Annotated in this window: 25 protein-coding genes and 1 pseudogene; 25 read left to right on the top strand and 1 reads right to left on the bottom strand. The window is 61.7% G+C overall.

Annotated elements, in window-relative coordinates; translation table 11 throughout:
- Positions 1-40: 40 nt before the first annotated feature.
- The 18 genes and pseudogenes from D3Z90_RS17805 (at position 41) to D3Z90_RS17725 (ending at position 11,068) form a co-directional block, all read left to right on the top strand.
- Positions 41-304, top strand: coding sequence for a hypothetical protein (locus tag D3Z90_RS17805; protein ID WP_136477269.1), 264 nt, complete (start codon positions 41-43; stop codon positions 302-304).
- On the top strand, positions 301-432 hold the full coding sequence (locus D3Z90_RS27140; RefSeq protein WP_256658248.1) for a hypothetical protein: 132 nt from the start codon (positions 301-303) through the stop codon (positions 430-432). The genes D3Z90_RS17805 and D3Z90_RS27140 overlap by 4 nt, the downstream gene beginning before the upstream one ends.
- The gene (locus D3Z90_RS17800; protein ID WP_136477268.1) at positions 423-1,013 is read left to right on the top strand and encodes a hypothetical protein; all 591 of its coding nucleotides are present in this window, start codon (positions 423-425) and stop codon (positions 1,011-1,013) included. Before D3Z90_RS27140 ends, D3Z90_RS17800 begins: the two co-directional genes overlap by 10 nt.
- Positions 1,014-1,173: 160 nt before the next feature.
- The gene (locus D3Z90_RS17795) at positions 1,174-1,413 is read left to right on the top strand and encodes a hypothetical protein (RefSeq protein WP_136477267.1); all 240 of its coding nucleotides are present in this window, start codon (positions 1,174-1,176) and stop codon (positions 1,411-1,413) included.
- Between the two features lie 322 nt (positions 1,414-1,735).
- Positions 1,736-2,065, top strand: coding sequence for an MFS transporter (locus D3Z90_RS17790; protein WP_136478994.1), 330 nt, complete (start codon positions 1,736-1,738; stop codon positions 2,063-2,065).
- The gene (locus tag D3Z90_RS17785) at positions 2,062-2,409 is read left to right on the top strand and encodes a hypothetical protein (RefSeq protein WP_136477266.1); all 348 of its coding nucleotides are present in this window, start codon (positions 2,062-2,064) and stop codon (positions 2,407-2,409) included. The genes D3Z90_RS17790 and D3Z90_RS17785 overlap by 4 nt, the downstream gene beginning before the upstream one ends.
- Positions 2,410-2,466: 57 nt before the next feature.
- A pseudogene (locus tag D3Z90_RS17780) lies at positions 2,467-2,697 on the top strand (hypothetical protein).
- Positions 2,697-2,921: a hypothetical protein gene (locus D3Z90_RS26970; protein ID WP_136477265.1), complete on the top strand. Its 225-nt coding sequence runs from the start codon at positions 2,697-2,699 to the stop codon at positions 2,919-2,921. Before D3Z90_RS17780 ends, D3Z90_RS26970 begins: the two are co-directional and overlap by 1 nt.
- Positions 2,918-3,172 carry a hypothetical protein gene (locus D3Z90_RS17770; protein ID WP_085708288.1) on the top strand — a complete coding sequence of 85 codons (255 nt, stop codon included), beginning with the start codon at positions 2,918-2,920 and terminating at the stop codon, positions 3,170-3,172. The genes D3Z90_RS26970 and D3Z90_RS17770 overlap by 4 nt, the downstream gene beginning before the upstream one ends.
- 286 nt (positions 3,173-3,458) lie before the next feature.
- The gene (locus D3Z90_RS17765) at positions 3,459-4,055 is read left to right on the top strand and encodes a putative metallopeptidase (RefSeq protein WP_136478993.1); all 597 of its coding nucleotides are present in this window, start codon (positions 3,459-3,461) and stop codon (positions 4,053-4,055) included.
- 31 nt (positions 4,056-4,086) lie between these two features.
- Positions 4,087-4,563: a DUF2280 domain-containing protein gene (locus D3Z90_RS17760; protein ID WP_136477264.1), complete on the top strand. Its 477-nt coding sequence runs from the start codon at positions 4,087-4,089 to the stop codon at positions 4,561-4,563.
- Complete coding sequence (locus D3Z90_RS17755) at positions 4,538-5,866, top strand: terminase (RefSeq protein WP_136477263.1); 1,329 nt, start codon at positions 4,538-4,540, stop codon at positions 5,864-5,866. Before D3Z90_RS17760 ends, D3Z90_RS17755 begins: the two co-directional genes overlap by 26 nt.
- The gene (locus D3Z90_RS17750) at positions 5,866-7,299 is read left to right on the top strand and encodes a DUF4055 domain-containing protein (RefSeq protein ID WP_136477262.1); all 1,434 of its coding nucleotides are present in this window, start codon (positions 5,866-5,868) and stop codon (positions 7,297-7,299) included. The genes D3Z90_RS17755 and D3Z90_RS17750 overlap by 1 nt, the downstream gene beginning before the upstream one ends.
- Entirely contained in the window at positions 7,244-8,338 is a 1,095-nt protein-coding gene (locus D3Z90_RS17745; protein ID WP_136477261.1) for a minor capsid protein, read from the top strand. The genes D3Z90_RS17750 and D3Z90_RS17745 overlap by 56 nt, the downstream gene beginning before the upstream one ends.
- Positions 8,339-8,451: 113 nt before the next feature.
- Positions 8,452-9,225 carry a hypothetical protein gene (locus D3Z90_RS17740; protein WP_136477260.1) on the top strand — a complete coding sequence of 258 codons (774 nt, stop codon included), beginning with the start codon at positions 8,452-8,454 and terminating at the stop codon, positions 9,223-9,225.
- Positions 9,226-9,228: 3 nt separating this feature from the next.
- The gene (locus D3Z90_RS17735) at positions 9,229-10,206 is read left to right on the top strand and encodes a major capsid protein (RefSeq protein ID WP_136477259.1); all 978 of its coding nucleotides are present in this window, start codon (positions 9,229-9,231) and stop codon (positions 10,204-10,206) included.
- A gap of 46 nt (positions 10,207-10,252) precedes the next feature.
- Positions 10,253-10,687 (top strand): HeH/LEM domain-containing protein, encoded by a 435-nt coding sequence (locus tag D3Z90_RS17730; RefSeq protein WP_136477258.1) that lies wholly within the window; start codon positions 10,253-10,255, stop codon positions 10,685-10,687.
- A gap of 3 nt (positions 10,688-10,690) precedes the next feature.
- Positions 10,691-11,068, top strand: coding sequence for a hypothetical protein (locus D3Z90_RS17725; protein WP_136477257.1), 378 nt, complete (start codon positions 10,691-10,693; stop codon positions 11,066-11,068).
- A 6-nt stretch (positions 11,069-11,074) separates the two neighbouring features.
- On the opposite strand, the gene D3Z90_RS17720 is transcribed toward D3Z90_RS17725, so the two are convergent.
- Positions 11,075-11,299 (bottom strand): hypothetical protein, encoded by a 225-nt coding sequence (locus D3Z90_RS17720; protein WP_136477256.1) that lies wholly within the window; start codon positions 11,297-11,299, stop codon positions 11,075-11,077.
- A 40-nt stretch (positions 11,300-11,339) separates the two neighbouring features.
- Between D3Z90_RS17720 and D3Z90_RS17715 the strand changes: the two genes are divergently transcribed.
- The 7 genes from D3Z90_RS17715 to D3Z90_RS17685 are packed head-to-tail and all read left to right on the top strand — an operon-like array spanning position 11,340 to position 17,654.
- The gene (locus D3Z90_RS17715; protein WP_136478992.1) at positions 11,340-11,732 is read left to right on the top strand and encodes a hypothetical protein; all 393 of its coding nucleotides are present in this window, start codon (positions 11,340-11,342) and stop codon (positions 11,730-11,732) included.
- Between the two features lie 2 nt (positions 11,733-11,734).
- Positions 11,735-12,409, top strand: coding sequence for a hypothetical protein (locus D3Z90_RS17710; RefSeq protein WP_136477255.1), 675 nt, complete (start codon positions 11,735-11,737; stop codon positions 12,407-12,409).
- The gene (locus tag D3Z90_RS17705; protein WP_136477254.1) at positions 12,406-12,834 is read left to right on the top strand and encodes a phage tail terminator-like protein; all 429 of its coding nucleotides are present in this window, start codon (positions 12,406-12,408) and stop codon (positions 12,832-12,834) included. The genes D3Z90_RS17710 and D3Z90_RS17705 overlap by 4 nt, the downstream gene beginning before the upstream one ends.
- 39 nt (positions 12,835-12,873) lie before the next feature.
- On the top strand, positions 12,874-13,527 hold the full coding sequence (locus tag D3Z90_RS17700; RefSeq protein WP_136477253.1) for a phage tail protein: 654 nt from the start codon (positions 12,874-12,876) through the stop codon (positions 13,525-13,527).
- 9 nt (positions 13,528-13,536) lie between these two features.
- Complete coding sequence (locus tag D3Z90_RS17695) at positions 13,537-13,920, top strand: phage tail assembly chaperone (RefSeq protein ID WP_136477252.1); 384 nt, start codon at positions 13,537-13,539, stop codon at positions 13,918-13,920.
- 53 nt (positions 13,921-13,973) lie between these two features.
- Positions 13,974-14,234 (top strand): DUF1799 domain-containing protein, encoded by a 261-nt coding sequence (locus tag D3Z90_RS17690; RefSeq protein ID WP_136477251.1) that lies wholly within the window; start codon positions 13,974-13,976, stop codon positions 14,232-14,234.
- Between the two features lie 3 nt (positions 14,235-14,237).
- On the top strand, positions 14,238-17,654 hold the full coding sequence (locus tag D3Z90_RS17685) for a phage tail tape measure protein (protein WP_136477250.1): 3,417 nt from the start codon (positions 14,238-14,240) through the stop codon (positions 17,652-17,654).
- Positions 17,655-17,657 lie beyond the last annotated feature (3 nt).

Genomic DNA, 17,657 nt, shown 5'->3' with positions numbered 1-17,657 from the left:
CCGAGTACCGGGCAAAGATCAAACAGCTGAAGGAGGCTGCATGAACCAGGTAGTGATGATCACTGGGCCAGCCAGCACAGCAGAGCGCGGCTGGCTAAAGCCTGCTTTTCCATTTTCGGTGCGGGCGCACTTCTTCGTGCAGGAGCGATCCGCCCCAGACACCGATGGCGGCCACTGTTATGCCTGGAGGTCGCTCTGCGGAGTTGATGCGTTCACCGGCAGCCGGACGCCGATGTTTGAGGCTGGCAACTGGACGCGCTGCAAGAAGTGCGAGAAGCAAATCGGCAAGGAGCAAGCAGCATGAACTGGACACCGCTCGACACCGCTCAGCTGTTTCTCTTGGGCATGGTCATCTTGGGCGCCTACTGCATCGTGCGTGGCATGGTTATCGTCGCCAAACGCAAGCGTGAGGAGGGCGGCCCATGCAACTGAACAGCGCACGCCAAGCCTGGCACGACTGCCTGTACACGGCCTGGGACAGCCAGGGTTCATTCATCGAGCAGTTGGGCCTACTGGGCGCCATGGTGCAGACCACTGACAAGCAGCGCAGCGCGAGCCATGCAGTGCACCAGGCGCTGGCTGGGCAGGTGCAAGCCGCTATCGGCCGACTTCATGACCAGGTGCGAACCTTCGGAAATTTCATGTACGCGCCGCACTGCAGTGATGATGATCGTGAGTCAGCCGAGGAAACGGTTTTCAATCTGGCAGTGAGTCGGTCACCACGCATGACTGCTGCCAAGCGTGAGCGATGCATGTACGTCGCCAAGGGTGTCATGTTCCGGTACCGCCGCATGCACCAGGGCGGGCAGTCTTCCTGTGAAGATCCATTCGCAAGCCCTGAGTGGTTCAAGAAATGGATTGATGATGTCTACGGCGTGAGTCTTCCATCGTGCGCATGGGCCAGGGATTGGGAGCCTTTCGTGGAGATCTGCTTTGAGGTGTGCGAGGACATCGACAAGAAGGCGCTATCGCCAATCGGGGCCGTTTTGTACGAAATGAAGGAGGCCGCTTGAGGGCCTATTGCGTTCCCGCACGCGTAGTGGCATGATTTCGCCATTGTTATAGTTTTGCCTTTGGCAAACATCCCGAAGAACCCGGCCCTTGAGCCGGGTTTTTTCGTTCTCAGCAGGCGAAAGACTGATAGGCCAACCTGCACAATCCAGGGGAACCGCTATGTCGCATCGCATGCGCTGCAAGATGATCTGCCACGAAGTCACGCCGAATGAGCACAGTCAGGGCCAGCTCTGCACTGTTCGCCTCGGCGCCGTCTACTCCAGTGATCCCGAAACCGAAGACGCGATCTACGGCAAGTACACGCCATATGGCGAGTTCCGCGCCGGCATCGTCACTGAGGTTGCAGAGAAGATGGAGGTAGGCAAGGCCTACTACGTGGACATCTCGCCAGCTATTTGAATTCACTGCAGCCAGGGCAGCCTTCGGGGAGGCCTGGACACTGATAAGCCGGTAGTACAGTGCTACGGAATAACACCGGCAGCCCGCGCACCCATGCCCTGTACGCTTCATGGGTGGCGCGAGACCGGATCGGCGAGACTGGTGCAGTAGGGTGCCAGCGCTGGGATGGTCTTTGGCAGACGGCGGGAAAGACCGCACACCTATTCAGGGCCTCGACATTGATCGGGGCCTTTCTGTTTTCGGCTCCGCCACACCCATTGCTCCGAGCTGGGAGTGCTGTGTGAGCCGTTCTAAATCCAATCGTGCCCACGGAGTCGAGCGCATGGAGTATTTGCACCGCCTGCTCGACAGGCTTGATCTGCTGATTGCTGGTTTGTTCGGCGTGATCGTTGCCAGTTGGTGGCACAAGGACGACCTGACCGACTGGCGCGCTTGGCTGATCTTTCTGATCACGGGTGTGGCCTGCGCCTTGTACCTGACGGGCATGGTCAGCGCTTACCTCGGCGTCACTGAACCGAACATCGTTGCCGGGGTAGGGTTCCTGCTCGGCACGTTCGGTGGCTCGCTCCTGGCAGCCATCAACCGGGCCATTAAAGCCGCTGACCTTTGGGCACTTATCCGCCAGAGGTTCGGGGGAGGCAACCAGCCATGAACTTTGACCTGATCAACGCCGTCGCATGCGGCCTGATCGCCTTCTGGGCGACCTGGTGCGTGCTGAGCGGCAAGGTGCGGGACGGCATCATTGGTAAGCTGATCTATTCAGCGATCGCCATCAGCGGCTTCGTCGTGATGAGCCGCAATCAGAGTATCTTCTTCGGTCAGACCACTGCGGTGCTCACCATGCACGTGACCCTGGCCTTGGCCGGCGTCCGGCACATCTTCATGGTGATCTGGTGGCAGAGGGTGAAGGCCTGGCTGTGTCGAACGTTGAACTGCGAGCACTGCCTGAAGGATTGCCGATTCGGGCCGGGCGGGATCGAGCGGCGCAAGCGGTAGCTCGCGCCACAAATTCAAGGTGCGCCGTTTCGTGGCGCGACAACCTGAGGGTCACCCATGGACAACCAGCACAAAAAGATCACCGGCTACCGCGACCTCACCCAGAGCGAGATCGACGGCATGAACTCGATCAAGGCCCTGGAGGCCGACGCCGGTGAGCTGTTCAAGCAGATCGGCTAGATCGAAGGCGTGGACCAGCGCACCCTGGCCTTGGCCAAAACCAACCTGCAGCAGGGCTTCATGTGGTTTGTGCGCTCCATTGCCAAGCCTGCCGACCCATTCAGTTGATGAGAAGCGGAACCCGCCTTGATTGCGCGCGCCCAGTCACCGCGGACATTCACGATATCGCTGAGCGGCGTCCGCATCTGACTGTTGCGGCTGTTGACGGTGTCCATGTGCTGCCTTGTGACCTAGTGCGCTCGGTGATCGCCGGCGACAAGCCATCAGCCATCCTGACCGAGCCAGTTCTGCGCCGGATCATTGAAGAGTGGTTACAGAAGGTGACTGTATGACCGCGAAGCTCGTTGAGTTCAAGCGGGAGGACTGGCGCGATGCTGCCAAGACCCTGCGTAAGATCGCCGATGACCTCGATGCCGGTGTGCATCCGGAATGCACTGTAGGCGCGCTGACCCTCATGGGCCCGAAAGGCGAGGTGACGGTGTTTGGGCTGGGCCCCAAGTGCGACGACCTGCAATGCCTGGGTGCAATGCGGCTCGGCGAGCAGAAGCTGATTGATGTGCTGCTGGATGGTGGGGAAGGTTAGCGCCTAACGTTGCCTCCCATTTCGCCTATCGCACTCTGCCTGGGCCTCTGCTCGGTTCGGGTAGAGTTCTGGCAGCCTTTTGTCGTTCCGCGTATCCAATATTCGATAGCCATGCACCTTCCAGTGCGGTGGCTCGGAGGGGTTGCGCGGCCTTATGCCTTCCAGCGGCCTGGAATTGACGACGATGAACCGGTCTTGCATATCGGAGCCTCGCTTGGATCTCCTGTAACCAATACTGGTTGGCCGTTACCAATTCAAGTTTCAGGTGGTCCTTTTGAGCAGACCAATGCCGCCGGTCGATCTGCTCGACTCGCCATTCCTCACCCTGAAACCTGCTCCAGAGGCATGGGAGTGGATACAGGCCGAGGTCCTTGCCGACACTGGCAGCATCCACAACGAAGAGCACGCACACCTGATCGACGCCCGCATAGGCGTGCTTTGGGCATCCTCTGGTTTTGCCAAGCAGGGAAGGGTGGTGCTGGGCCAGGCTGAGCAGGTCATGTTCCGCGCTGGCGGTTGGCAGAAGGCCCGACAAGAGCAGCAGATGCGGGAGTGGTTCGTTGAAGAACCGGATTACCTGATAACCCTAGCCGCTGACTACTGCGCGAAGTGTACTGATGGCGAGTTCTGCGCTCTGGTCGAGCACGAGCTTTACCACATCGCCCAGGCGACCGATCAGTACGGCGCACCCAAGTTCACCCAGGAAGGTCTCCCCAAGCTCCAGATGCGCGGACACGACATCGAGGAGTTCGTCGGCGTAGTTCGTCGCTACGGGGCAGGGGAAGACGTTCAGCAGCTAATCGACGCTGCAAGCCGGCCGCCCGAGGTGGCCAAAATCAACATTTCGAGGGCCTGCGGAACCTGCCTGCTCAAGTCGGCCTGAATCCTGACAGGTCCTGACGGATGACATTCACATGGCAGCACTACGAAGCGAGGTCAAAGCCTTCATTGTTCAGGCTCTGGCCTGCTTCGATACACCGTCCCAGGTGGTGGAGGCCGTCAAGAAAGAATTTGGGGTAGATGTCAGTCGCCAAGTGTGCGAAGGGCATGACCCAACCAAGTACGCCGGGCGCGGCTTGGCCAAGCGTTGGGCGGACATGTTCCATGCATGTCGGGAGCGGTTCACAGCCGAGACGGCCGACATCCCCATTGCGCATCGTGCCTACCGTCTCCGTGCGCTTGGCCGAATGGCCGAGAAGGCCGAGAGCATGAAGAACATGGCGCTGACTGCCCAGCTACTGGAGCAAGCAGCCAAAGAGGTCGGCGACGTGTACGTAAACCGCCGGCTCGAACCCGACAAGCCCCTGGGCTCCCAGGCGGACCAGCAGCACGCCATTGCTGAGTACAAGCTGGAGCCAGACGAGAATGTCCCGACTACCCCGCACCTATGACCCGCCGGTGAAGCTGACGCCAAAGCAAGCGAACATCTACTGCTGGGGCTTTCAATCGGAGGCGCGCTTCCGTGATGCGGTTTGTGGGCGTCGATTCGGCAAGACCTTCCTCGGCAAAGCAGAGATGCGACGCGCGGCACGCCTGGCTGCGGAGTGGGGCGTGAGTGTCGAGGACGAGATCTGGTATGGGGCGCCAACGTTCAAGCAGGCCAAGCGGGTGTTCTGGCGCCGGCTGAAGCAGGCCATCCCTGAGGCGTGGCGCGCAGCACGGCCGAACGAGACAGAGTGCTCGATTACTCTCAAGTCCGGTCACATCATGCGCGTGGTCGGCCTGGACAACTACGACAACCTGCGGGGCTCTGGCCTGTTCTTCGTTCTGGTGGACGAGTGGGCCGACTGCCCGTGGGCCGCCTGGGAAGAGGTTCTCAGGCCAATGCTTTCGACCTGTCAGTACACGATCCCGCAGACCGGAGAGTCGCGCAAAGGCGGGCATGCGCTGCGGATCGGCACCCCGAAGGGTTTCAATCACTGCTACGACACTTACCGCGACGGGCAGCCGGGCGGCGAGCCTGACCACAAGAGCTGGCAGTACACATCGCTACAGGGCGGCAACGTCCCGGCCGATGAGCTGGACGCTGCCCGGCGCAAGATGGACCCGCGCACGTTCCGCCAGGAGTACGAGGCAGGGTTCGAGAACTATGCCGGGGTCGTCTACTACACATTCGACAGGGCAGAGTGCCGGACCAGTGAGCGCATCAAGCCGGGTGAAGCCATACACATCGGCATGGACTTCAACGTCATGAAGATGGCCGCGGTTGTGTACGTGGTCCGAGACGGCTTGCCGTTGGCGTTGGGTGAGTTCCACTCGGTGCGTGACACGCCCGAGATGATCGAGAAGATCAAGGTGCGTTTCTCGGGGCACAGCGTCTCCGTTTACCCCGACGCCAGCGGACAGAACACCAGCAGCAAGAATGCCAGCGAGTCGGACCTGTCCCTGCTCAAGAAGGCTGGCTTCACCGTAGTGGTCGACTCACAGAACCCCGGCGTGAAGGACCGTATCAACGCGGTCAACGCCATGTTCCTGAACACCTACGGGGAGCGGCGCATGAAGGTCAACATCGACCAGTGCCCGCAACTCACCCAGTGCCTGGAGCGGCAGACGTATACCGCCAAGGGCGAGCCGGACAAGGACCCCAAGAAGGGGCACGACCACATGAACGACGCCGCCGGCTACTTCATCGCCAAGCGGTTCCCGATCAAGACTCAGTCCGCCGGCACCCGCCGCATCGGAGGTTTGGCGTAATGCCTGTTCAATCCACCAACCCAGACTACGACGCTCACATCGAAGAGTGGCGGATGATGGATGACGCCCTTGAGGGCGAATGCGCCATCAAGCGCAGCCCGCGCAATTTGCCGAAGCCGAGCGGCATGGTCGAGGCCGAAAAGCTGGACGGTCCGGGCAACGCCTACCTCTATCGTAACTACACTGACCGCGCTCAGTACGAGCACTGGGTGCGTGACTCGCTGCGCTCGATGATGGGCTTGGTATCGCGGCTGATACCCGAGGTGAAGCTGCCTGCGGGCCTGAAGGGGCTTGAGGACAACGCCACGGCCGACGGCTTCGGCTTGACTCAGCTATTCCTGCGGATCGTGCGCCAGGCAATCTCTCATGGTCGGGTACCGCTGGTAGTGAACATCGATGATGCGGGCCAGCCGTACTTCGCCACCTACGCGGTGCGCAATGCGATCAACTGGGACACCGCCGATCAAGGCGGCCGCCAGGACCTGGTGCTGTCAGTGTTCCGCGAGTTCAGACGCAAGGAGCAGGACCGCTACAGCCACGAATGCGAGACGGTCTATCGCGAGTTCTACATGGACGGCACGGTCTGCCGCACTGGCGTGCGCAACGAGGCCGGAGAGCTGGTAGAGGATGACCGGCCACTGGGTGTCGTCGACGGCAACGCCAATCTGGTACGCGGTCTAGGCTACATCCCGGTCATCTACTGCGGCTCGACCGACAACTCACCGGACGTGGACGAGGTCCCGCTGCTGACCATGGCCCGGGCTGCGCTGAAGTCGTACCAGCTCAGTGCCGACTACTTCACCGCACTGCACCAGACCAGCCACCCGCAGCCGTGGGTCTCTGGGCTGGACGAGAGTGTGGAGCTCAGCGTGACCGGGCCGTCTGCGGCCTGGGATCTTGGGCCGAACGGTAAATGCGGCTACCTAGAGTTCCAGGGCGCTGGCATTCAGGCAGTGCGCACGGCGATGGGCGACCAGAAGAACGCCGCGCTCGAAGCTGGCGCCAAGGTCATGGACGTCTCAGGCACCGAATCGGGCGAGGCCCGCAAAACCCGCCAGAACGACCAGCATGCAACGCTGCATAGCATCGTGATGACCGCTGCAGAGGCCATCGAGCAGGCCCTGCGGTACGCCGCAGAGTGGACCGGCTTCAACCCCGACGAGGTGGTCTTCACGGTCAAGCCTGAGTTCGTGATCCCTGAGGTCAGCGCCCAGGTGCTGGCCGAGCTGCAGAAGAGCGTCATGGCAGGCACCATCAGCGCCGAGACGTATTGGCAGTACCTCACCACTGGCAAGCTGCCCGAGCGCCCGTACAACGAAGAGGCCGAGCTGATCGGCGACGACCACGACGCGGGCGGCGTCAACCTGGACAAAGACGATGGCGACGAAACCGACGCAGACGGCGGACGAGGTGCTGCTGGAGCAGGTCAGTAGGCACGCGGTACTGCTGGAGCGGCTCAAAGCTGGCGAGGTCAAGAAGTTCGAAACCTACCTGCGCCGAGCTGACAGCCATGTCCGTGACCAGCTCACCCGCAAGGAACTGACCACCTACGGCCGGAGCAGGCTGGAAGAGTTCCTTGGGCGGGTGGGCGGCAAGCTGCTGGAGATCTACAAGGCCTTCAGCGACCGGATGCAGTCCGACCTGGTGGACATCGCGCTGTATGAGGCGGCCTTCGAGGGCCGTAGCCTGGCCAAAGCGCTGTTGATCGACGCGATCATGCCGACCGACGCCCTGATCCGGACGGCGATCAACACTCAGCCGCTGCAGGTGTCGGGGATTGACGGCGGCACGCTGCTGAAATCCTTCCTCAACGGCTGGACACGCACGGAGTCGACCAGGGTAACCAACGCCATCCGGCTTGGCGTCGTGCAGGGGCAGACCAACGCCGAGATCACCCAGGCCATTCGCGGTACCGCAGCACAGAATTTCACCGACGGCGTCCTGGCCGTCAGCAACCGAAACGCCCGCTCCATCGTCCAGACCGCAGTCCAGCATGTGGCCACCACGGCGCGCATGGAGACGCTCAAGGCAAATGCCGATGTCATTCCGGGCTATCGCTGGGTGTCGACGCTTGACCGCAAGACCAGCACCCTTTGCAAGAGTCTGGACGGTCGTGAGTTCGAGATAGGGAAGGGGCCGCTGCCGCCGGCACACGTCAACTGCCGCTCGACTACTGTGCCGGTAACCAGGCTGTCGGCGCTGTTTGCCGAAGGCGCAACGCGGGCATCCGTGGGGGCTGGCGGCGGTGCGCAGGTCTCGGCAGGTCTCGTCTACTACCAGTGGCTCAAAACGCAGCCAGCGGCGTTTCAGGATGCTGCACTTGGGCCTGTGCGCGGCAAGCTGTTCCGAGATGGCGGTCTGACGGCCGAGCGCTTCGCCGCACTGCAACTGGACAAGAACTTCAAGCCGCTGACGCTGGAGAAGCTCAAGGAGCTGGAACCGTTGGCGTTTGATCGGGCCGGAATCAGCTGATCCGCGCCACAAAACGCAGAGCCACGATTTCGTGGCGCGATCTACAGGCCTCGCAATTGCGGGGCTTTTTCATGCCCGCCAGGCGGGCCAATCAATCCCCAGGGGATAGCCACATGCCTTTTGACTTCGACCCGGCCGCCCACGGCCTCACCCTCGACGAGAACCAAACCGCAGCCCTCAAGGCAGCGCTGGGCGGCGAGGTGCAGAAATTTCTGGACGGCGAGGTCTCGGGCCTCAAGTCCAAGAACCAAGAGCTGATCGGCTCCAACAAGACCATCAAGACTGAGCTCGACAAGCTGAAGGGCCAGTTCGAAGGCCTGGACATCGACGCTGTGAAGGGCCTGCTGGCCAAAGTAGGCCAGGACGAAGAGACCAAGCTGATTGCAGAGGGCAAGCTGGACGAGGTCATTACCCGCCGTACCGAGCGCCTGCGCGGCGACCTGGACAAGCAGGTTAAGGCCGCCAACGAGCGCGCTGATAAGGCTGAAGCCTTCGCTGCCAAGTACAGCGACAAGGTGCTGGCCGACTCCATCCGCGCCGCTGCTATCAAGGCCGGCGCGCTGCCTGAGGCTGCCGAGGACATCATCCTCCGCGCCCGCGGCACCTTCAAACTGAGCGAAGACGGCGAGCCTATTGCCACTGACCGTGCCGGCGAAGTCGTGTACGGGAAGGATGGCAAGACCCCGCTGTCTCCCCTCGAATGGGCGGAATCGCTGCGCGAAACCGCCACACACCTGTGGCCAAGGGCTCAGGGTGCCGGGCAGACCGGCGACAACGGTGGCAAGGCCACGAAGAAGTGGGGTGAGTACACCGAGACCGAGCGCGCTGCGATCGCTCGCGACAACCCCGAAGCATTCAAAAAACTGCAAGCCACCCAAGGAACCTAATCCATGGCCACGACCCAGCTGTCGGACATCTTCGTCCGCGACTACTACGGCGCGCTGGCGCCGGTGAACACCCCTGAAAAAACTTCCGTCTTCGAATCGGGAATCGTGACCCGCTCGCCGACGCTCGACAATATCGCCAACAACGGCCAGGGCACCTCCGAGATCAGCTACTGGCAAGATCTCGACGCCGACGAGGCGCCGAACATCTCCAACGACAACCCGGATGACTTGGGCGAGGTCGGCAAGGCCGAGCAGGGCAGCATGCGGGCCCGCACGCTTTACCTCAACAAAGGTTACGGTGTTGCCGACCTCACTGCTGAGCTGGCCAATAGCGAGCCCATGCAGCACATCCGCAACCGCTTCGGTACGTACTGGACTCGCCAGTGGCAGCGTTATCTGCTGGGCGCTGCACGAGGCATCATCGCGTCGAACATTGCCAACAATGCCGGTGACATGGTCAAGGACGCAGGTGCCACCATCAGCGCCACCGCGTTTCAGGACGCTGCCTTCACTGCCGGCGATGCGGCCGACATGTTCGGAGCCATCGGCGTCCACTCGGTGGTCATGAACCAGATGGTCAAGCAGGACCTGATTGAGTACCTGCGCGATTCGACCGGCAAAATCATCCTGGCCACCTACCTCGGCAAGCCGGTGTTCATGGATGACAGCCTGACCTATGCGCCCGGTCAATTCCTGTCGGTATTCTTCGGCCAAGGCGCTTTCGGTTATGGCGAGGGGACTCCGCATGTGCCGGTCGAGCTGCAGCGCAAGCCGGACGGTGGCAATGGCGGCGGTGCCGAAGTCCTGTGGGAACGCAAGACCTTCATCCTGCAGCCCGCCGGTTTCAGCTGGAAAGGCAGCAACAACCTTAACCTGAGCCCGAACGCCACCCAGTACGCCAGCGCTGCGAACTGGGAACGTGTGTTCGACCGCAAGCAGGTGCCGTTCGCCGCCGTCATCAGCGGCACCGCCACCCCTTGACCCATGATGCGGGGCGCCGACTTGGCGCCCTGTGCAGGAGCTCACCATGAAAGTCATCTACACCAACTCCCCGGGCAGCGAGCGCGGTACCTGCTATCGCCGTCTGGACCAATTCTTTGGCGTCATCGACGGGGCCACTTCGGTGTCCGTGCAGGGCGAGGCTCCGCACATTGGGGAGGCCTACCAGCGACAAGGCATCAGCGTCAGCGAGATCGAAGAAGGCCTGCGGCTGGACGGCCCGACCATCACCCAGTGGGTAGCGGAGGGCTACAAGGCTTCGGCTTACCCGCCGGCTGGCTATGCCTCTGTGAGCAGCCAGGCCGAGATCGACAAAGCGATTGAGGCAGAGGGCGGCGACGACGAGACCGACCCGCACAAAATGAAGGTCCCGCAGCTGAAGGAGTGGTTGACGGCCCAGGGCATCACCTTCGACGCCGCCCTCAACAAGCCCGACCTGCAGGCCCTGATCCCAAAGGAGTAAGCCATGACCGACTTCATCACCGTCGCTGACGTCGACCAGAAGCTTGGGCCGGACTGGGCGGGCTCGGGTGATGCGGTCCTTGCCGTAGCCATGGCCAATGCCTGGCTCACGGCCAAGATCAGGCGGGCGGTGCCAGACCCGGTGCCGGACGCGATCGTGTCCGCTGGTGCACAGGTGGCCAAGCTGGCTGCCGAGAACAAGCTCTACAAGGACACCGGCAAAGAGGTGCTCAGCAAGACCGTGTCAGCTCAGTCTGGCACCTCGACCAGCAAGACCTACGCCGAGGGCTCAGTTGAGCTGTCCGCGGCTGAGAACTTCGCATTGGACCTGATAGCCCCCTGGGTCAGACGATCCGGCACCGTTCTGCTCAAGCGGGTTTGAGCGCGATCAGTTTCGCCATCCCTGCTTCAGCTCTTGATCGAACCACTGTTCAGCGACGTCGCTGGCCGGCATCACGCTCCTGAATTCCAAGTAGTGGCCATAGCCTTGGTCGCGAAGCCAGCTTTTGAATGAGCCGAAGCTCGGGTGCCAGCCTGAAGGCTGCTCTTGGGCTTTTGCCCATTCGTGGACAAGGTGGCGGATGGCGGCCTCGCATTCAGCTTTTTTATTCATGATCGATCTCTTCTTGGGGATTGGCTGGAGTGTATTTCAAATGGGCATGCGCGAAGAGGTCCAGGCCGACCTGGCGGAAGCATTCGATGATCCTGACGGTCTGGCCGACACGGTGAAGCCGGTTGCTGGATCCCGCACCGTAAAGAGTGGGTACGATCCCGCGATCGGCGGTACGGTGCCGGCTTCCACTACCTACTACGTCGGACGGGGCGTGTTCGGCAGCTACCTGGCAAAGGAGATCGATGGCTCTCGTATCCAGACCGAGGATGTGAAGCTGCTGGTGCTCCAGAACGAGCTGTTTGAGGGGCAGGGTGGGCAGGTAAGCGAAACCCCTGCCGCGCCCAAAATCGGCGACCAAGTTAGCGGCTACCGAGCACTCAGCGTGTCTGAAGACCCCGCTCAGGCTACCTGGACCATTCAGTTGAGGAAGTGACCATGCCACGCGGTTCACACATGACGCAGCGGTATGGCGGGCTGCAGGGCGGATTCGCTGAAGCCATTCGGGCTTTCGCGGAGCAGGCTGAGCAGGCGCTTGATGCCACGTTTCGCGAGATCGTTATTGAGGTTGGTAGCAGTGTCATCCGCATGTCGCCAGTGGGCGATCCCGAGATCTGGAAGGCCAACGTAGCTCATCGAGCGGCTAACACTAGGGCTGCTGACAGCTACGACTTCAAGGTTACGGTGCGCAACACCCTTATCAACCTGAACCAGGACAACTTCACCAAGGCCGGCAAGCTGCGCAAGGGCGTCAGATACGCCAAGCCACTCACCAAGGCAGAGCGCGATCAGAACTTCGCTGTGAACGGTCTTGTGGCCGGCCAGGGGTATGTCGGCGGGCGCTTTCGTGGCAACTGGCAATTCTCCATCGATGCTCCGGCAACTGGCGAGCTCGATCGGATCGACCGATCTGGTAATGAGACCATCGCCGAACTGAAGGCGCAGGTCGCGGCGCTGACAATCGGCCAGACCGCCTACATCGTGAACAATCTGCCGTATGCGATCCCACTCGAGTACGGCCACTCCACCCAGGCGCCGCACGGAATGGTGCGTGTGACCCTGGCCAACTTCCAACGCATCGTCGACGAAGCCATCAGGAACAACCAGGTATGAGCCACGCACGCGCCCGCCAGGCGATTGAGATCAAGCTGGCCGCCTGGGCAGCTGCGCGCTCGGTCCGGATTGCGCACATGGAGGACGGCTTCGAGGCCGCTCCGGGTGAAACCTACCTCCGGGCCTTCCTATTACCGGCCAGCACCACGACCCGCTACTTGGCTGCTGAGGCCTATGAGTACCGGGGTATCTACCAGATCAGCATCGTGTGCCCAGCGGGCCAGGCCCTGGTTACTGCCGAGGCCCTGGTCGACGAGCTGAGCACCTTGTTCCGCGTCGACACCGAACTCAGCCGCAACGGATTCGAAGGGTTGATCGTCGAGCCGCTGGAGCAGGGTCCCACGATCACCGAGCCGGCGACCTACACGGTCCCGGCCAGCTTCACCTATCAGGGTGTCGCAGACCAACCGCCCGCTGGGGCATAACCAACCGCCGCCTGGCGGGCATCAATGAGGAAACACTCCATGGCCGCACGCATCCCGCTGCCCAACGGCTCTGTTGTCGAGATCGCTTCTGTTCTCGGCGCCGCTGTACCTTTCACCTCCCTGACCAACGCCAAGCCGCCGGTGGCCGCCTCCGTCGGTCACGGCATCGACGCTGGCGATATCCTGCTGATCAACTCCGGCTGGGCGCTGATCAACGACCGCGCCGTCAAGGCGTCCGGTGTTACCACCGACGCTTTCTCCCTGGCCGGTCTCGATACCACCAACGAGGAGCGCTTCACCGCAGGTGCTGGCGCCGGGTCTGTTGTACCGGTTTCGGGCTGGACCCAGATCTCCAAGGTCACCGCCTTCACTGTATCCGGTGGCGAGCAGCAGTTTCTCACCGTTGGCTACCTGGAGAATGACGATGACCTCCAGTTCCCCACCAACCGCAACCCGATCAGCGTTTCGATCGCCGTCGAAGATCAGCCCGAGGCCGGATATGTCAGCGTGGTCGAGGGCTATGACGACTCCAAGGAGCTTGCGGTTGTCCGCCTGAAGCTGCCTGGCAATCGCCAGATCCTGATGCCCGGCTACGTGAGCATCACCAGCACCCCGACCATGGACCGCAACCAGCTGATGACCCGTACCATCAGCATCGGCCTGTCCGGTCGCCCGACCCGCTACAACGCCTAAGGGGGATCCATGGCGAAGATCAAAATCGCGCAGAACCCAACGTTCGGCGCCGCAGTACAGCTTCCACGGGTCGGCTCCGCCCCGGTCGAGGTTGGTTTCGAGTTCCGTTACTTGGACCGTATCGCGCTGTCCGAGATGTTCGACCGCTGGAACAAGGCGCGCGATGCTTGGGCGGAAAAGGCGAAGGAGGAGGGTGTCAGCTGGAAGGACGCCACTGCCGCCGAGATCGAGCTTCAGGCTGATCAGCTGAAGGATATCGTGGCCGGCTGGGATCTCGACGACGAGTTCAGCGACGACGCCATCCTCGACCTGGTGCGCACCTGCACCGGCGCGCCAAAAGCTGTCATCGACGCCTTCCAGAGCGCATACAGCGCGGCCCGTCTGGGAAACTGAAGAGCGCGGCCAGGGCTGTCTACGAGCAGGGCGCCTCCGAAGGGCAACTGGCGATGCTCGGCCTGAGCCGCGCCGACCTTCCCGAGGAAGAGGTAGAGGTCTGGCCGGACGCCTGGCCAGCCTTCCGCCTGTTCGAGGCAATGTCCACTCAGTGGCGGACGGGCATGGGCGGTGCTTCGGGCCTGGATTATTCAATCATCCCGGCCATCGCCTCGATGCTCGGCATCAAGCGCCGCGACCTTCCCAACATTTTTCCCGACCTCCGCGTAATGGAGGCCGAGGCTCTGGCCGTCATGGCTGAATCAACGGAGTAGAGCATGACCACCATTGCCGAACTGGGCATCCGGGTTGATTCCGGCGATGCCGCGCACGCCGCGACGGACCTGGACAAGCTGGCAGACGCTGGCAAGCGTAGCGAGGAATCGGCGGGTAAGACCGGGCGCGCCTGGGAATCAGCACTGAGCGGAATGCAAGGTGATACCCGGCAGATAGTTCAGGAATTGCAGGCCCTCAACGCCAAGCAGGCTGAACTGGCCCAGCAGATGATCACGGTCGGCCGTGCCGTGACCACCGCTGCGGCGGGCATGACTGCATTCAAGGCTGGGGCTGAGCAGGCCGGGCAAGCACAGGCCGCGCTGACCACCGCCACGGACGCAGGCGCCCAGGCAAGCCGCCGTGCCGCCGAAACTGCTGATGAGCAGCAGGCTCGCCTGTTGGCCATGGCGCGGGCATCCCTGGAGGCGAGTGAGTACGTTCAATCGCTGAACCGTGCAACCGCTCGAACCGCCGAAGTTACCAGCCAGGCGAATGCCGTCCTGTCGGACAACGCCAGCCGGCAAGCAGCCATCAACACCCGTGCACAAGCTTTGCTGGTAACAGAAGAGCGCCTGGCCGGATCCGCCAAGACCGCAGCAGCCGCACAGCGCGATCAGGGCCTGGCTCTCGACGACCTTCTCGGTAAAATCGACCCTACTGTCGCAGCCATGAGCCGTCTGGATCAGATGGAGCAGAAGCTGCAGGGCTTCAAAGCCAGCGGCGCTCTCGATCCTGAGACTTTCGCTGAGTACAAGGGGAAGATTGACCAGGCGAGGGCTGCCCTGGGCAGTGCGGATGCCTCGCTGAGCAGTACTGGCATGACTGCAAAGGCCACCGCTGCAGCGTTGCGAGGTGTACCGGCTCAGTTCACTGATATTTTCACGTCGATCGTCGCTGGCCAGCCGATCATGATGGTTGCCTTGCAGCAGGGCGGCCAGCTCAAGGACATGTTCGGCGGGCTTGGCCCGGCAGCGCGCGCCTTAGGCGGCTACATCCTTGGCCTGATCAACCCCTTTACCGTGTCGGCTGCTGCCGCAGTGACGCTGGGGTATGCCTTTTACAAAGGCTCCGAAGAGGCAGACGCCTACAGCAACGCGCTGATCCTGACGGGTAATTCGGCTGGGCTGACTGCCGACCAACTGGGCAGTATGGCCAAGCAGGTGAGTTCGACTGTTGGCACAACCGGGGCAGCTGCATCGGTTCTGGCGAGCCTGGCCGGTAGCGGCAAGATAGCCGGCGACAGCTTCATGGATGTGGCCCAAGCAGCCGTATCGATGGAGGAGGCAACAGGGAAAGCGGTTTCCGAGACCATTGCCGAGTTCGTCAAGCTGGCGGACGACCCAGTGAAAGCCTCGGTCGCGCTGAACACGCAGTACAACTACTTGACGAGCTCGGTCTACTCGCAGATTGCCGCTCTTGAGCAGCAAGGGAGGCACGCGGACGCCGTCAAGCTCGCCACCGAAGCCTTCGCGGACGCTATCAACGAGCGCACCCCGAAGATCATCGAGAACCTGAGCTGGTGGGAGCGCGGTTACAACGCGGTCGCCAAGGCTGCCGATCAGTTGAAAAACATTGGTCGGGAGAGCATCGACGACGATATCCGTCAGGCCGAGATCAACTTGGCCGGTGCCGAGCGCGGCGACGTTGGTGCCTTCCAGAACCGCGACACCATGGTCGAGTTTTACACCGATCAGCTCCAGTTCTTGAGGGACAAGAAAGCAGCCCAGGAGGAAAACGCTGCATTCGACCGCCAGGAGGCGGAAGCCAACGAGAAGACCATCAAGGCTATGGCCAAGGTCGATGCCCTGGAGAAGTCGGCCTGGAACAACTCCAAGAAACGCAGCGAGGCACTCAAGGAGTACGAGCGTTCCCTGGATATCATCAGGAAGAAGGATCCAGCCGATGCTCGACTCAATCCTGAGTCCATCGCAAGGGTCCGCAGTAACATCGCCGAGCAGTACAAGGACCCAGTCGGACGCCCTGGTGCTGTTGACCTCTCCGGTTTCAACACGCAGAAGAACGCCCTCAATGCCATCCTGGCCGAGTACAAGAACAACCAGAAGGAACTGGACGCTGCCCAGAAGGCCGGCATCATCTCCCAGGAGTCCTACGCGACCCAGCGCACAGCCATCATCGAGCAGCAGAAGGACGAGGTGACCAACGCCTACCAGGCGGAGATCGCGGCGCTCGAAGCTGCCAAGGGCAAGGCCGGTACCTCGGCCGCCCAGCGGGTCCAGCTGGACCAGAAGATCGCCGATGCCCGGGCCAACATGGTCAAGGCGCAGAAGGACGCTGATTCGGAGCTGGCGGTGCTGGCCACGAACGAGGAGGGGCGGCTGAAACGACAGAAGGCAGCCACTCAGGCCTACGTCGATCAGCTGGAGCGCCAACGCGCCGCACTTTCGACTTCCGGTACCAGGGCTGCAAGCTCGCTTGGACTTGGTGATCGCCAAGCCGGACTGCAGCGTGACCTGGATGGGGCCACTGATCGTTTCAACGATGAGCGCGCCAAGTTACTGGATCGCCGCCGCACAGCTCCGGACAAGTACAGCCAGAATGACTACGAGCGTGACCTGGATGTCTTGGGTAAGGCCGAGGACAAGTACCGCGACACCGTGGTCGACAACTACGCCAAGATATCTGAAGCCCAAGGAAATTGGCGTAGCGGCGCTTCGTCGGCCTTCCAGAATTATATCGATCAGGCGCGGGACGTAGCCGGGCAGGCTAAATCAGCGTTCACCTCGCTGTACGATGGACTGACCGATGCTGCGGTGGAGTGGGCGTTTGGAGCAGATAACACTTTTGACGACGTGGCAGTCAGCTTCGCTAAGATGCTGGCGAAGATGGCGATGCAGGCTGCATCGTCGAGCGTCTTTTCGAGCATTCTTGGAACGGTTGGAACCAGTCTTATCGGCTCCGGAGCCGGGTCTGCGACATCTTCCGGAGCATCCGGTGCGGGTGGATTCGATTATGGGCTAGGGAGTGCTTCGTCGGGATTGACGTACACCCCGACATTTTCTGACGGCGGTTACACCGGTAACGGTGGAAAGTTTGAACCGGCCGGCATCGTGCACGGCGGCGAATTCGTATTACGCAAGGAAGTAGTCAGCCAGCCGGGAATGCTGGACTGGCTCGAATCGCTGAATACCCGTGGCTATGCCGAAGGGGGCCTGGTCAGCTCAATCACTCCGCAATCGATACCCAGCCAGATTTCATCGGGAGGCAACTCCAACTCCGTCGTTGTTCAGCAGGAAATCTCTGTTGAGGGAGGCGGGCAGTCCGGAGCTGGGACTACGGACTTGAGCGCAGTCAGCCAGGCCTACGCCAAGGCGGCCAAGGACGGGGCTCAGCAGGAAATCGCCAAGCAATTGAAGCACGGCGGCATGATCTGGGCCGCTATCAACCGGCCGGTGCGTTGACAT

The sequence above is a fragment of the Pseudomonas sp. DG56-2 genome, from assembly GCF_004803755.1.
Lineage (GTDB): Bacteria > Pseudomonadota > Gammaproteobacteria > Pseudomonadales > Pseudomonadaceae > Aquipseudomonas > Aquipseudomonas auratipiscis.
Note: the sequence above shows the minus strand (reverse complement) of the source record. Positions and strands in the feature narration are given on the sequence as shown.